Origin of the sequence: Rahnella woolbedingensis (assembly GCF_003602095.1) — a bacterium.
Classification (GTDB): Bacteria; Pseudomonadota; Gammaproteobacteria; order Enterobacterales; family Enterobacteriaceae; genus Rahnella; species Rahnella woolbedingensis.
In genome coordinates, this window is the sequence record NZ_RAHH01000014.1 from 89,572 (window position 1) to 104,289 (window position 14,718).

The 14,718-nt window shown below is 55.5% G+C and carries 11 protein-coding genes; 7 read left to right on the forward strand and 4 right to left on the reverse strand.

Going from position 1 to position 14,718, the window contains the following annotated elements:
- Nucleotides 1-10: 10 nt before the first annotated feature.
- Both D6C13_RS13445 and mgtA read right to left on the reverse strand, forming a co-directional pair.
- A complete protein-coding gene (locus D6C13_RS13445; RefSeq protein ID WP_120133239.1) occupies nt 11-2,413 on the reverse strand; it encodes a beta-N-acetylhexosaminidase in 2,403 nt (800 codons plus the stop codon).
- 146 nt (nt 2,414-2,559) lie between these two features.
- The gene (gene mgtA / locus D6C13_RS13450; RefSeq protein ID WP_120133240.1) at nt 2,560-5,262 is read right to left on the reverse strand and encodes a magnesium-translocating P-type ATPase; all 2,703 of its coding nucleotides are present in this window, start codon (nt 5,260-5,262) and stop codon (nt 2,560-2,562) included.
- A 353-nt stretch (nt 5,263-5,615) separates the two neighbouring features.
- Here mgtA and treR point away from each other — a divergent pair, with 353 nt between their 5' ends.
- The 5 genes from treR (at nt 5,616) to nrdG (ending at nt 12,755) form a co-directional block, all read left to right on the forward strand.
- Entirely contained in the window at nt 5,616-6,566 is a 951-nt protein-coding gene (treR, locus tag D6C13_RS13455) for a trehalose operon repressor TreR (RefSeq protein ID WP_167458028.1), read from the forward strand.
- 153 nt (nt 6,567-6,719) lie between these two features.
- Nucleotides 6,720-8,138, forward strand: coding sequence for a PTS trehalose transporter subunit IIBC (treB, locus tag D6C13_RS13460; protein WP_120133242.1), 1,419 nt, complete (start codon nt 6,720-6,722; stop codon nt 8,136-8,138).
- 22 nt (nt 8,139-8,160) lie between these two features.
- Nucleotides 8,161-9,804: an alpha,alpha-phosphotrehalase gene (treC, locus tag D6C13_RS13465; RefSeq protein WP_120133243.1), complete on the forward strand. Its 1,644-nt coding sequence runs from the start codon at nt 8,161-8,163 to the stop codon at nt 9,802-9,804.
- 343 nt (nt 9,805-10,147) lie between these two features.
- Nucleotides 10,148-12,286 (forward strand): anaerobic ribonucleoside-triphosphate reductase, encoded by a 2,139-nt coding sequence (gene nrdD, locus D6C13_RS13470; RefSeq protein WP_120133288.1) that lies wholly within the window; start codon nt 10,148-10,150, stop codon nt 12,284-12,286.
- 4 nt (nt 12,287-12,290) lie between these two features.
- Nucleotides 12,291-12,755, forward strand: a complete 465-nt coding sequence (gene nrdG / locus D6C13_RS13475; protein WP_120133244.1) for an anaerobic ribonucleoside-triphosphate reductase-activating protein — start codon at nt 12,291-12,293, stop codon at nt 12,753-12,755.
- A gap of 48 nt (nt 12,756-12,803) precedes the next feature.
- On the opposite strand, the gene D6C13_RS13480 is transcribed toward nrdG, so the two are convergent.
- Together D6C13_RS13480 and D6C13_RS13485 are read right to left on the reverse strand one after the other, a co-directional pair.
- Nucleotides 12,804-13,118: a CcdB family protein gene (locus tag D6C13_RS13480; protein WP_120133245.1), complete on the reverse strand. Its 315-nt coding sequence runs from the start codon at nt 13,116-13,118 to the stop codon at nt 12,804-12,806.
- A complete protein-coding gene (locus D6C13_RS13485; protein ID WP_120133246.1) occupies nt 13,118-13,279 on the reverse strand; it encodes a type II toxin-antitoxin system CcdA family antitoxin in 162 nt (53 codons plus the stop codon). Before D6C13_RS13485 ends, D6C13_RS13480 begins: the two co-directional genes overlap by 1 nt.
- A gap of 267 nt (nt 13,280-13,546) precedes the next feature.
- Between D6C13_RS13485 and phnF the strand changes: the two genes are divergently transcribed.
- Complete coding sequence (phnF, locus tag D6C13_RS13490) at nt 13,547-14,272, forward strand: phosphonate metabolism transcriptional regulator PhnF (protein WP_120133247.1); 726 nt, start codon at nt 13,547-13,549, stop codon at nt 14,270-14,272.
- Complete coding sequence (phnG, locus tag D6C13_RS13495) at nt 14,273-14,716, forward strand: phosphonate C-P lyase system protein PhnG (protein ID WP_120133248.1); 444 nt, start codon at nt 14,273-14,275, stop codon at nt 14,714-14,716.
- The last annotated feature ends 2 nt before the right edge of the window (nt 14,717-14,718 follow it).

Consider the following 14,718-nt stretch of genomic DNA (forward strand, 5'->3'; position numbering starts at 1 on the left):
TCCCTCTGCATTACTGCGTGGCTTTAAGACCGGCCAGTAATTGTTCCAGCGGATACACCACCGCGATCACCAGTTCATCCTGCACTTTTGCCGCATCGTCGAGTTTAGCCTGCGCCAGCTGGCGTTCCTGCGCAGTCAGGGTTTCGCCTTTTTGCAGTTTCTCCAGCCACGCCAGCCCAAGTGACGACAAATCACCTAACTGCTCCGCCACCGGCTGCAACGGTTTCAGCACGTAATTGTGCGCCAGTACCGGTTTCACCTGCTCCGCACTGCGCTGCCAGCTTTCCAGATGCTCGCGCACGGATTGCGCCGCCTGCGCATTTTTCGGATCCTGCACCAGCGTATTCATCTGCGCAGCAAACTTACGCACGGCATTGCTTTCTGCCGGTAGTGCGTCGGCCAGACGGTTCAGCGGCTCGGACTGTGTGTAATGCCCGGCCTGGAATTTAATGTGCTGGCGGGTGTAATACTGCGCCGGTTCGAGCGCCGTCGAGAAGCTGAGCAGCGACGCAATATCGGTGCTGTTGGCCAGTCGCGTCATCAGCCGCGCCGTTTCCACATGCTGTTGCAGCCCGACAGAGACCACCGACCAGGCATCGATTTTCGCCAGCCGCTGATACATATTGCCGGTGTCTTTCACGTCCTGCGCTGACCACAACCGCTCCGCCACCACAAAGCCGCGCGGCCACAGTTTCAGATCCAAAATCTGCGACGTAATATTTTCCTGCCACAGCGCCGCTTCGCCACCGAGAATGTTTTTCATGCCTTCGGCATCCGGCACGACCGGCGGCAGACCGTCCGGTACCGCACTCAGCTTGCTGCCGGTGACCGGATAGCGCGCATTGCCGATAATGAAATAGCCGTCAGTTTTACCGTCTTTCAGGCTCAGCACCGGTCGCGTATCGCCCATCCAGGTATCGACTGCAAAACTCACACCCCCGTCGTTGTGCCAGACAATATCGCGCACCGCGCGGCGCGTTTTGCCGGTGAAATCGATAAATCCGCGCCAGCCGTCTTTGCCCTCAATCAGCGTAAAGCTGCCGTCGACGGGTTTGCCTTTCAGGCGCGGCATTTTGAATGACCAGCTCTGGGCTTTTTCGCCTTCGGCCACATTCTGATCTACACCCGGAGGCTGCGGCAGAATTTCGTTACGGTAGTGATAGGCCGCGCTGTGCGGCTGATCGAGATAGAAACCGGTGGAAAGAATGCCCTGATAGCCCTTCTGCGCGCTGGCACCGAGAGAATCCGGCCCCTGCCACGACTGGATCACAATGTCATGCGGCAGATCCGGGTGGAATATCTCGTCCCAGCCGACCATTTTGCGCTGATGCTTGTGCAGGATAGTTTGCAAACGGGTGTTGAAATACGCCTGCAAGGCATGGATATCCGCGATGCCCTTCTCTTTCATAAATGCCTGGATCGGTGGCGAGGTTTTCCACTGCGTAGCGTCCACTTCGTCACCGCCGATATGCAGATACGCATCGGGGAAGATCTGCGTCAGTTCGCCGACGATAGCATCAGCAAAGGCATACACTTTTTCATTGGTCGGATCGAGCGTCGGTTCGTGCACGCCCCAGGATCGTTCCATTTTGTACGGGCCCGGCGCGCTGAGCAGTTCGGGATACGCGACCGCGATTGCCGAAGCATGACCCGGCATATCGATTTCCGGCACCACGCGGATCCCGCGCTCCGTGGCATACGCCACCACCTCTTTCATTTGCGCGACGGTATAAAACTGCCCGTCGCTGGCCAGTTCCTGCAATTTTGGATATTTTTGCGATTCGAAGCGCCAGCCCTGATCGTCGCTCAGATGCCAGTGAAGCACGTTGAGTTTCGCCGCTGCCATGCCATCGAGCTGGCGTTTGATATCGGTCACCGGCAGGAAATGACGGGCGGAGTCGAGCAGCACGCCGCGCCAGGCAAAGCGTGGCTGATCGTGAATGCTGACCAGCGGAATAAAGGTATTTTCGCCGTCGTTCTGCACCAGCTGCAACAGCGTTTCCATCCCGCGCATCGCGCCGAAACGGGTATTGGCGGTCAGTGTAGCGCCGTACGCCGTAACGTCCAGCTGGTAACTTTCGTCGCTGTCCGGCATCGGCTGCGCATTAACTTTCTTCTGGATATTAAGGGTGATGGTGGCCTTACCGCTGACCGTTTCGCTGTTTTGCGGCAACAGATACCAGCCGGTTTGCTGTGCCAGACGTTCGCGCCAGCGGTTAACTTCAGGTATCAGCGCATCGCCTTTGACCTGAATCTGCAACGCATCATTGAGAACAAGTTTACCGGCGGGCGACGTGACATCCACCTGCTGCGGCCACGGCATCAGCGGCAAATTACCGGCCGGAGCAGCATAAGCGGAAAGACAAAGCAGCAGGGATGAAGCCAGGAGGGTACGGCACAAAGGCAATAACATCGGTGAAATTCCTCAGAGTTAAAATGAGAGTAAAAAAAGCGCGCCATCTTAGCCCGCTGAATCTAAAGGAATAACTATAGCTGCTGGATATCAAAAAGGCGGTGACTGAGTTAACAATCACCGCCTTTATGATTAATGCGCCCCGGTTACTGCCAGCCGTAACGACGAACGAACCAGCCTTTCACGCACTGAGTCAGCACCATATAGCCCGCCAGAATCGCGATCAGCCACGGGAAATAGCTCAGCGGCAGCGCCTGCAATTGCAGGAATCCGGCAACCGGCGAATAAATCAGGGCGATACCGGTGACCACCACCATCAGCGTCATGATGCACAGCGGCCAGGAGGCGCGGCTCTGAATAAACGGCACTTTACGGGTGCGGATCATATGCACAATCAGCGTCTGCGACAGCAGCCCTTCGATGAACCAGCCGGATTGGAACAGCGTCTGTGCTTCAACGGTATTGGCTTTAAACACCCACCACATCAGGCTGAAGGTCAGAATGTCAAACACAGAACTGATCGGCCCGAAGAACACCATAAAGCGGCCGATATCACCGGCGTTCCAGCGCTGTGGTTTTGCCAGCTGTTCTTCATCGACGTTATCAAACGGGATCGCCACCTGAGACACATCGTAAATCAGATTCTGGATCAGCAGATGCAGCGGCAACATCGGCAGGAACGGCAGGAAGGCGCTGGCCACCAGCACGCTGAACACGTTACCGAAGTTGGAGCTGGCGGTCATTTTGATGTATTTCAGCATGTTGGCGAAAGTTCTGCGCCCTTCCGTCACGCCCTGCTCCAGCACCATCAGGCTTTTTTCCAGCAGAATAATGTCAGCCGCTTCTTTGGCGATATCCACCGCGGAATCCACAGAAATGCCGATATCTGCCGCACGCAGCGCCGGTGCATCATTAATGCCGTCACCCATGAAACCGACCACATGCCCTTCGCCTCGCAACACGCGCACGATGCGTTCTTTATGCATCGGCGTCAGTTTGGCAAACACCGTGGTTTCGCGGGCGACATGCAGCAGCTGTAAATCGTCCAGTACATCGATATCGCTGCCGATCAGCACCGTTTCTGCGCGTAATCCGACATCTTTGCAGACTTTACGCGCCACCAGCGGATTATCACCGGTGAGGATTTTCACGGTGACGCCTTTACGTTGCAGTGCTTCCAGCGCCGGTGCGGTGCTCTCTTTTGGCGGATCGAGGAACGCGATATATCCGGCCAGGATCAGGCTGGATTCATCGGTCACGCCGTAACCCTGGGTACGCGACGGCATCACTTTATGCGCCACGGCCACCACGCGCAGCCCTTGCTGGTTCAGGTCGTCGGTAATGCGGCGGATGCGCCCGAGCAGCACATCGGTCAGCGGTACAATCTCACCGTTGAGCTGTACCAGCGTACAAATCGACAGCATTTCTTCCAGCGCGCCTTTGCAAATCAGACGGTGGTTCTGGTCGTTTTCTGCCACAACCACGGACATACGGCGGCGGTCGAAATCAAACGGAATTTCATCCACTTTCAGCGAGTTATGCGCCCCACTGGCATCGCCCGCTTCCAGCACGGCAACATCCAGCAGGTTTTTCAGGCCGGTCTGATAGTGGCTGTTCAGCCACGCCAGATGCAGCACGTCATCACTGGTCACACCCAGTACGTCGGTGTGGCGCTCGAGCACGATTTTATCCTGCGTCAGCGTGCCGGTTTTATCGGTGCAGAGAATGTCCATCGCGCCGAAGTTCTGGATAGCGTCCAGACGTTTGACGATCACTTTCTGGCGGGAAAGTTTGACTGCGCCTTTCGCCAGCGTCGAGGTGACAATCATCGGCAGCATTTCAGGCGTCAGGCCCACGGCCACGGAGAGCGCAAACAGCGCCGCTTCCCACCAGTCGCCTTTGGTATAGCCGTTGATCACCAGCACCACCGGCGTCATCACCATCATAAAACGGATCAGCAGCCAGCTGACTTTGCTGATCCCGGCCTGGAACGCATTCGGTTGGGTATCTTCCTGCACCACGCGTTCAGCCAACTGACCGAACCAGGTTTTGCTGCCGGTGGCGATCACCATCGCGATGGCGGTGCCGCTGACCACGTTGGTGCCCATAAAGCACAGGGTGTTCAGTTCGAGCGGATCAGCCGCAATCGGTTTTTTCTCCCAGGCATGCTTTTCTACCGGCAGGGATTCACCGGTCAGCGCCGCCTGGCTGATAAACAAATCCTTGGCGGAGAGAATACGCAAATCTGCCGGGATCATATCCCCCGCCGAAAGCTTGATCAGATCACCCGGCACCAGTTGGCTGATCGCTACCTCCGCCGTTTCGCTGCGCCCGTTTTGCGCGTCACTGCGCAGCACGGTGGCGGTGTTGCTGACCATCGCTTTCAGCGCATCGGCGGCTTTGTTGGAGCGCGCTTCCTGAATGAAGTGCATGAAAGTGGAAATAAACACCATCGCGCCGATGACCAGCGCCGCCGTGAGGTCATCGGTCGCGTAAGACACCAGACCGAGCACGGTCAGCAGCAGGTTGAACGGATTACGGTAACAGTGCCACAGATGCAGCCACCACGGCGCAGGTTGCTGGTCGCCGGTCTGATTGAGGCCGGAAACCTCGCGGATAGCGTCGGCTTCCTGCGCCGTCAGCCCTTCAGGATGGCTGGCAAATTGCAGGTACAGCTGGTCTTCTGTCGCACGGGCACACGCCTGACAATGCGCGGCCATCGCCGCAGGAACAGCCTGCGCGGCGCGGCCTGGCACATTTTCGAGCATCGGATCGCGACGAACTAAACGGCGCGGTAAGTTGCGGCTGAGCGCAGTGAGCAGCCGGGAAGTGAAATTTTTGAACATCATTCGCACCTTATTGCGCCCACGGCAAAACGGCCGCAGACGGGCAAAAGGGTTGTAACAAAACAGGGGCGAACGAAGAAACGCGCACCACCGCTTACCTGATAACTTTTAACGTCACGGTAAGCAGCAGCAAAAAGCGGATGCTTACCGGATCACAACGGACCTACAGAATTGGGGTCAGGTTCCATGGGTTTTCACCTCCGGTAAGGAACGGTCTGGAAATTCATACGCATCGGGTATAAAAATCCGTTAGGGTAGAGCTGTTAAGTACGCCTCGGGCGTATTTTTCGCGAATTATAGACCTGTTTACTGCAACCGAACTTAAACCTGATCAAACTTAACCATACAAAATAACTATGCAAAATCGCCTGACCATAAATGACATTGCGCGCCTGAGCGGCGTCGGAAAATCCACGGTTTCCCGCGTTTTAAATAACGAAGGCAATGTCAGCCCGCAAACCCGCGAACGCGTGTTGCAGGTGATTGAGCAGCAACATTTCAGCCCGTCGAAATCAGCGCGGGCGATGCGCGGATTCAGCGATAAAATCGTGGCGATCATCGTTTCGCGTCTCGACTCTCCGTCGGAGAATCAGGCTGTCCGCGCCATGCTGCCGCTGTTTTATCAGCAGGGTTATGACCCGATTGTGCTGGAAAGCCAGTTCAGCGCCGAGCGTGTCAAAGAGCATTTGCAGGTGCTGAAACAGCGCAATATCGACGGCGTGGTGTTGTTTGGTTTTACCGGTTTGTCGGCGCAGATGCTGACGCCGTGGCAGGACAAACTGGTGATGCTGGCGCGCGATATACCGGGGCTGTCGTCGGTATGTTATGACGATGCAGGCGCAGTACAGCTGCTGATGCAAAAGGTGCTTGCGCAGAACCTGCGTGAAATCGGCTTTATCGGCGTCTCTGCGCAGGACACCACCACCGGTCAGCGGCGCAGCGAAGCCTATCAGACATTCTGTCAGGAACATGGCCTGACGCCGCACATGGCGCTGGGCGAACTCACTTATCAGAGCGGTTTCGAGCTGATCCCGCAATTGCTGAAAAGCAACGTACAGGCGGTGATTTGCGCCTCCGATACGATTGCTATTGGTGCACAAAAACACCTGCAACAGCAGCAAATTACCGGTGTACAGGTCTGCGGTATCGGTAACAACCCGCTGTTACGCTTCCTTTTCCCGGAGTCTCTGTCGGTTGAACTCGGCTACGGCGAAGGCGGTGAGGCCGCGGCTAAGCAGTTGCTGGCACAGCTCAACGATTCGGCGCCCCTGCAACAACGCATTATTCCGGGAAAACTCTCCGCCTGATCTCCCCTGCTTTCTGCCCTCTGCTTTTGCGAAAAGCAGAAACTTTGTGATCGTCCCGGCAAAACCGGGAACGTTCCCGGACAAGTTCCCACCGCCTTCGCTATGCTTGAACCGTACCCTACACACTTACGCAAAAATCACAGGCCATTCCCTATGAGCAAAGTTAAGCAACAGGATGTTGATCAGCTGATCGCCCTCGTCGGCGGCAGCGACAATATCGCGATGGTGACTCACTGCATTACGCGTCTTCGTTTTGTCCTCAATGACCCGTCCAAAGCCGATCCGAAAGGGCTCGAAGCCCTGCCGATGGTCAAAGGCTGTTTCACCAACGCCGGACAGTTTCAGGTGGTTATCGGCCCGGAAGTGGATGATTACTACAAAGTCCTGATCGCCAGCACCGGTAAAAGCGCTGCCGGGAAAGAGCAGGCCAAAGTCGCCGCCCGCCAGAACATGAGCTGGTTTGAGCGCAGTATTTCCCACTTCGCGGAAATCTTCTTCCCGCTGTTACCGGCGCTGATTAGCGGCGGTTTGATCCTCGGTTTCCGTAACGTCATCGGGGAGATCCCGATGAGTGACGGCCAGACGCTGGCGCAAATGCATCCGCTGTGGCAATCCATTTACGACTTCCTGTGGCTGCTCGGCGAAGCGGTGTTTATGTTCCTGCCGGTGGCGGTGTGCTGGTCAACGGTCAAAAAAATGGGCGGCACCGAAATCCTCGGGATCGTGCTCGGTATCACCCTGGTTTCTCCGCAGCTGATGAACTCCTACAACCTCGGGCAGCAAATCCCTGAGGTGTGGAATTTTGGCTGGTTCACTATCGAAAAAGTCGGTTATCAGGCGCAGGTTATTCCTTCCGTTCTCGCCGGTATGGCGCTGGCGATGATAGAAAATGGCCTGAAACGCATCATCCCTAATTACCTGTATCTGGTGATTGTCCCCGTTACGTCACTGATTATTGCGGTGTTCCTGGCGCACACGCTGATCGGGCCGTTTGGCCGCATGATTGGCGACGGCGTGGCCTTCGCGGTGAAATTCGTGATGACCGGCAGCCTCGCGCCGATCGGTGCCGCGCTGTTTGGTTTCCTCTACGCACCGCTGGTCATCACCGGCGTGCATCAGACGACGCTCGCCATCGATATGCAGATGGTACAAAGCACCGGCGGAACCCCGGTCTGGCCGCTGATTGCCCTGTCTAACATTGCTCAGGCCGCCGCAGTCGTCGGCGTGATTATCGTCAGCCGTAAACACAACGAGCGTGAGATTTCCGTGCCTGCGGCGATTTCCGCCTTCCTCGGCGTGACCGAACCGGCGATGTACGGGATCAACCTGAAATACCGCTTCCCGATGCTGTGCGCGATGATCGGCTCGGCGTTTGCCGGTCTGATTTGCGGCCTGTTCCACGTCACGGCGAATGGCATCGGCGTCGGCGGATTGCCGGGTATTTTGTCCATCAAACCGCAGTTCTGGAGCATCTACGCGCTGGCGATGCTGGTGGCGATTGTGGTGCCGATTACTCTGACCGTGCTGGTTTACCAGCGCAAAGCCCGCCGTGGTGAACTGGCTGTGGTGTAAGACATTCAAGAAGGAAAATGGAATGAACAGCGAATTGCCGTGGTGGAAAAACGGCGTGATTTACCAGATTTATCCAAAGAGTTTTCAGGACACTACGGGCAGCGGCACCGGTGATATCAACGGGATTACGCAGCGTCTGGATTACCTGAAAACGCTGGGCGTCGATGCCCTGTGGCTGACGCCGATGTACCTGTCGCCGCAGATTGATAACGGCTACGACGTGGCGGATTACTGCGCGATTGATCCGGCTTACGGCACGCTCGAAGACTTCGAGCGGCTGACCGCCGAGGCCCATCAGCGCGGGATCCGCATCGTGATGGATATGGTGTTTAACCACACCTCGACGCACCATGAATGGTTCCGCCAGTCGCAGGATCCGGGCAGTCCGTTCCGCCCGTTTTATATCTGGCGCGACAGCGCAACGGAAGGCGGCCCGCCGAATAACTGGCGTTCTAAATTCGGTGGGGGCGCCTGGCAATGGCATGAAACCAGCGGCCAGTACTATCTGCATCTGTTCGCGACCGAACAGGCCGATCTCAACTGGGAATACCCGCCGGTGCGGGAAGCGCTGAAAAAAGTCTGTCAGTTCTGGGCAGATAAAGGCGTCGACGGACTGCGGCTGGACGTGATCAATCTGGTATCAAAACAGCAGGATTTCCCTTTCGACAACGCCGGTGATGGCCGCCGTTTTTACACTGACGGCCCGCGCATTCACGAGTTTTTACAGGAATTCAGCCGCGATGTGTTTAAACCGCTCGGGCTGATGACGGTCGGCGAAATGTCTTCAACTAAACTGGAACATTGCCGCCGCTACGCCGCCAATGATGGCAGCGAACTGTCGATGACGTTTAACTTCCATCACCTGAAAGTCGATTATCCGAACGGCGAAAAATGGACAGACGCGCCGCCGGATTTCGTGCAACTCAAGCAGATTTTCCGCGACTGGCAGCAGGGAATGCACGGCCATGCCTGGAACGCGCTGTTCTGGTGTAATCACGATCAGCCGCGCATTGTGTCGCGCTTTGGCGATGAAGGCGCACTGCGCACAACGTCAGCTAAAATGCTGGCGATGGTGCTGCACGGTTTACAGGGCACGCCGTATATCTATCAGGGCGAGGAAATCGGCATGACCAATCCGGGCTTTAAACACCTCGAGCAATACCGCGATGTGGAAAGCCTGAATATGTTTGCCGAACTGAAATCTGACGGGCGCAGCAACGAAGAACTGCTGCGCATTCTGGCGAAGAAATCACGCGATAACAGCCGCACGCCGATGCAGTGGAACGCCGGGAAACAGGCCGGATTTACCACCGGCACGCCATGGATTTCCGTCAGCCACAACGCGCAGGAAATTAATACGGAACAGGCGCTGGCGGATAAAAACTCGGTGTTTTATCTCTATCAGCAACTGATCCGTCTGCGCAAAACGCTGCCGGTGCTGACTGACGGTGATTATCAGGACCTGCTGCCAGAGCACCCGCAACTGTGGTGCTATACACGCACGGCAGGCGGCAAAACCCTGCGTGTGGTGGCGAACCTGAGCGCACAGGAACAGGCGCTCGCTTTGACGGAGTGCTCCGGCAAGACGCTGCTGAGCAATTACGGCACACCCGTCACTTCCGGCATCCTTCGTCCGTACGAGTGCCGCTGGCAACTCACCGAATAATCTGAAATTTCGGTTCTGACGGGTCAGTCACATTCGTGTCTGGCCCGTTTATTTTTTATGCATCTCCTTATAAAACAACACGCAAAATTCAGGCCAGAATTTACATTTGGTCATCTATTCTTCCGCTGAAAAAAATCTTTGTTTCAGGTCAATAAAGTGAGAATTAACGCTCGCACCAATCCTACATCTAGTGTGTATAGTACACACCCAACCCAATATATAGCGGTTTAACGCAAATCCCACACAACCGGCCTGCAAGCCTTGTGGGGCGCGGGATCCGCCCAAAAGGAGTTTCATTGTGAAGGCAGACAGACTGGAAACCATATCCGCAAAATCCACAAAAATGCAGCCCGTCGTAATCAAGCGGGATGGTTGTCAGGTCCCTTTCGATGAAGTTCTGATTAAACAAGCCGTACAACGCGCAGCCGCTGCCGCCGGGATCGACAGCGTGGATTATTGCGCGCAGGTTGCGCGCGTGGTGGCTGAAAGTCTGCAAGATCAGGCTCGTGTTGATATCCATGATATTCAGGATGCGGTCGAAAATCAGCTGATGGCGGGCCCGCATAAAAAGCTGGCACGTGCCTATATCGAATACCGCCACGACCGCGATGTGAAACGCGAAATGCGCGGTCGCCTGAATCAGGAAATCCGTGGTCTGGTTGAACAAAGCAATATGGCGCTGCTCAACGAGAATGCCAACAAAGACAGTAAAGTGATCCCGACGCAGCGTGATTTGCTGGCGGGTATTGTCGCCAAGCATTACGCCAAACAGCATATTTTACCGCGTGACGTGGTACTGGCGCATGAGCGTGGCGAAATTCATTATCACGACCTCGATTACTCTCCGTTTTTCCCGATGTTCAACTGTATGCTGATCGACCTTAAAGGCATGCTCAATCACGGTTTCAAAATGGGCAATGCGGAAATTGACACACCAAAGTCTATTTCCACTGCAACAGCCGTGACCGCACAGATTATCGCGCAGGTCGCCAGCCATATTTACGGCGGCACCACCATTAACCGTATTGATGAAGTGCTGGCACCGTTCGTCACCGCCAGCTTCAACAAACATCGCCAGACCGCCGAAGAATGGCAGATTGCTGATGCCGAAGCCTTCGCCCACAACCGTACCGAGAAAGAGTGTTATGACGCCTTCCAGTCGCTGGAATATGAAGTCAACACGCTGCATACCGCCAACGGCCAGACGCCATTCGTCACCTTCGGTTTTGGCCTCGGCACATCCTGGGAATCGCGCCTGATCCAGCAATCCATTCTGCGTAACCGCATTGCCGGTCTGGGTAAAAACCGCAAAACTGCCGTGTTCCCGAAACTGGTGTTTGCTATCCGCGACGGGCTGAATCACAAGGCCGGCGATGCCAACTACGACATCAAGCAACTGGCTCTGGAATGCGCCAGCAAGCGCATGTACCCGGATATTCTTAATTACGATCAGGTGGTGAAAGTCACAGGGTCGTTCAAAACGCCAATGGGCTGTCGCAGCTTCCTGGGCGTGTACGAAGAAAACGGCGAGATGATCCACGAAGGCCGCAATAATATCGGCGTGATCAGCCTGAACCTGCCGCGTATCGCGCTGGAAGCAAACCGCGACGAAGACGCATTCTGGAAGCTGCTCGACGAACGCCTGCTGCTGGCGAAGAAAGCGCTGATGACCCGCATCGCGCGTCTGGAAGGCATCAAAGCCCGTGTGGCGCCAATCTTGTATATGGAAGGGGCGTGCGGTGTGCGCCTGAAAGCCGACGACGACATTTCAGGCATCTTCAAAAATGGCCGTGCATCGATTTCACTCGGTTACATCGGCGTGCATGAAACCATTAACGCGCTGTTCGGCGACCAGACTCACGTGTTCGACGCCAGCCAGTTACGCGAAAAAGCCGAGGCGATTGTTGCCCGTCTGAAAGCGGCAACCGAAAGCTGGAAAGACGAAACTGGCTACGGATTCAGTCTGTACAGCACGCCGAGCGAAAACCTGTGCGACCGCTTCTGCCGTCTGGATAAAGCCGAATTCGGTCTGGTGACGGGTGTCACCGATAAAGGTTATTACACCAACAGCTTCCATCTCGACGTCGAGAAGAAAGTGAATCCTTACGAAAAAGTCGACTTCGAAGCGCCGTATCCGCCACTAAGCAACGGCGGTTTCATCTGTTACGGCGAATACCCGAACCTGCAGCACAACCTGAAAGCGCTGGAAGATGTGTGGGATTACAGCTACACCCGCGTGCCGTATTACGGCACCAATACGCCAATCGACGAGTGCTATGACTGCGGCTATACCGGTGAATTCGAGTGTACCAGTAAAGGTTTCACCTGCCCGAAATGCGGCAATCACGAACCTTCCCGCGTGTCAGTCACCCGCCGCGTGTGCGGTTATCTTGGAAGCCCCGATGCCCGTCCGTTTAACGCCGGTAAGCAGGAAGAAGTGAAACGCCGGATCAAACATCTGGGTAACGGTCAGCTGGGATAATGCTGTGAATTTCCATCAGTATTACCCGATAGATGTGGTCAACGGGCCGGGAACACGGTGTGTGCTGTTCGTTTCCGGCTGCGTCCATGAATGCCGCGGGTGCTATAACAAAAGCACCTGGCGGCTGGATTCCGGCAAACCGTTTACGCAGGAAGACGAAGACCACATTATCGCCGATCTGCAAAACACGGTGATCCCGCGTCAGGGCTTAACGCTTTCCGGCGGCGACCCGCTGCATCCGCAGAATCTTTCCGCCGTGCGTCAGCTGTTGCTGCGCGTGCAGGCGGAATGTCCGGGCAAAGACGTTTGGATGTGGACCGGTTACACGCTCGGTGAACTGAGCGCGGAACAGCAGGAAGTGGCTGCATTGATCAACGTGCTGGTCGACGGAAAATTCGTGCAGGAGCTGAAAGACCCGTCGCTTATCTGGCGCGGCAGCGGTAATCAGGTTATCCATTATTTGCGCTAAGCGCTTAGCCGCGACTCTTCAGAGGGGAACTCGCTCCCCTCACTTCTTTCAGATTCCATTCAGTAAAAAATCAAACGCATTTTTCACTTCATAGATTTCACCATCGAGCTGCCTGACCTGATCGCCAATCTCTCGTGACTTAACGCCACCTAGCATATGAGTCATCACCACATACTGCTGATGCTCAATCTTTAGCAAAGGGCAAAGCTTTTTGGGCGGAGAGTCCATTAGTCTGGCCAATGGCACCAACGGAACCATCACCGTATTACCGAACCCACTGGCAGACGAATGATGAATATTCAGCAAAAATGGATAAGCAGCCTTCCCGCCACCTTTGTTTTCATAAACAGCATATTGATCCATCAAAATGCACGCTGATAATCTGAAAACGAGCCGTGTTCTTCGGCGTATTTATTTATCGCCTCAATTCCTTTTTGGTTTTCCCGCTTCCATTTTTCCGCTGGGGTTTCAGGCAATACTGTAACAGGTAACTCATTGAATTCACGATCAAGTGCTTCTGACATACACAGTCCTTATGTAAATAATGTTTAAAAACCGATCCGACAACCAGAGTGTAATTTGTACTGTTCGTCCCGTAAATCACCCTCTTTCATTCCTGCGAGACGTCTTCCAACTCTTCATTTTCCTGCAACCAGACCTTCACCCAATTGTCACTTAGCACGCCCAAGATGATGCCAACGCCACACTGAGGTTTGCATCATGACCCTTTCAGACCGCTTTAAAATTTCTCCTGCCACTGCCCGTTTATCCCGTGCGAGGTATTCATTGTGATGAACTTATCTAGACATCCGACCAGTCACACCACGGTGTATCAGCAAATCGCAGCTGAACTGGAACAGGAACTGCGTAGCGGTTATCGCTGCGGCGACTATCTGCCACCAGAACAACAACTTGCTGAACGTTTTCAGGTGAACCGCCATACGCTGCGTCGTGCGGTGGATGAGCTGGTGGATCGCGGCTGGCTTCAGCGTCGTCAGGGGGTTGGCACGCTGGTGCTGATGCGTCCTTACGATTACCCGCTGCATTCACAGGCACGCTTCAGCCAGAACCTGCTGGATCAGGGCAGTCACCCGACCAGCGAACGTTTGCTGGCAGTGCTGCGTCCGGCGACCGATCACGTTGCGGCGGCGCTGTCACGTCAGGAAGGCGACACAGTGATCCATCTGCGCACGTTGCGCCGCGTAAACGGCGTGCCGGTCTGCGTGATTGATCACTATTTACCTGATCTCGACTGGTGGCCTGCATTGCAAAACTTCCATAACGGCTCGCTGCACGATTTTATCCGCCAAGAAATTAAGCAAAAACTCAGCCGCCGCACGACCCGTATCAATGCCCGCCGCGCGCTGGCAAAAGAGAGCAAATTACTCGAAATCGTCCCGCAGGCACCGTTGCTGTGTGTCCGCACCCTGAACATTTGTGAAGGCAGCGATTCGGTGGCGGAATATTCCGTCAGCCTGACGCGCGCCGACATGATCGAACTGACCATGGAGCACTGAATGGATCACCTGCAAACCCGCCAGCGCTGGATGTCGGTGCTGGCGCACAGCCGTCCCGATGAACTGCTCGCCCACTGGCAACCGCTGAATTTATCTCCGCAGTTTGAGCGCATCCGCGCTGCCGAAACCGGTCTGACCCAGCTTCAGGGACGGATGGGCGGCACCGGAAAACGCTTTGTGATGGGCGATATGACCGTCACCCGCGCCGTCATTCAGTTAGATGGCGGCGTTTACGGCTACAGCTACGTCAGCGGACGCAATAAACCCCACGCCGAACTTTGCGCAGTCATCGACGCCTTGCTGCAAATGCAGGGCATGAATGAGCTGCTGCATAAACGCGTGATCGCGCCGCTGGCCGCATTGCAACAGGAACGCCGTCAGCAACGCGCCCGTGAAGTGGCTTCCAGCCGCGTCGATTTCTTTACCCTGGTTCGCGGAGAATAATT

What these genes read in the sequence shown, in the direction of transcription:
- D6C13_RS13445 (WP_120133239.1), bottom strand. Translation starts at nt 2,413, where the DNA reads ATGTTATTGCCTTTGTGCCGTACCCTCCTGGCTTCATCCCTGCTGCTT.
- mgtA (WP_120133240.1), bottom strand. Translation starts at nt 5,262, where the DNA reads ATGATGTTCAAAAATTTCACTTCCCGGCTGCTCACTGCGCTCAGCCGC.
- treR (WP_167458028.1), top strand. Translation starts at nt 5,616, where the DNA reads ATGCAAAATCGCCTGACCATAAATGACATTGCGCGCCTGAGCGGCGTC.
- treB (WP_120133242.1), top strand. Translation starts at nt 6,720, where the DNA reads ATGAGCAAAGTTAAGCAACAGGATGTTGATCAGCTGATCGCCCTCGTC.
- treC (WP_120133243.1), top strand. Translation starts at nt 8,161, where the DNA reads ATGAACAGCGAATTGCCGTGGTGGAAAAACGGCGTGATTTACCAGATT.
- nrdD (WP_120133288.1), top strand. Translation starts at nt 10,148, where the DNA reads ATGCAGCCCGTCGTAATCAAGCGGGATGGTTGTCAGGTCCCTTTCGAT.
- D6C13_RS13480 (WP_120133245.1), bottom strand. Translation starts at nt 13,118, where the DNA reads ATGGATCAATATGCTGTTTATGAAAACAAAGGTGGCGGGAAGGCTGCT.
- D6C13_RS13485 (WP_120133246.1), bottom strand. Translation starts at nt 13,279, where the DNA reads ATGTCAGAAGCACTTGATCGTGAATTCAATGAGTTACCTGTTACAGTA.
- phnF (WP_120133247.1), top strand. Translation starts at nt 13,547, where the DNA reads ATGAACTTATCTAGACATCCGACCAGTCACACCACGGTGTATCAGCAA.
- phnG (WP_120133248.1), top strand. Translation starts at nt 14,273, where the DNA reads ATGGATCACCTGCAAACCCGCCAGCGCTGGATGTCGGTGCTGGCGCAC.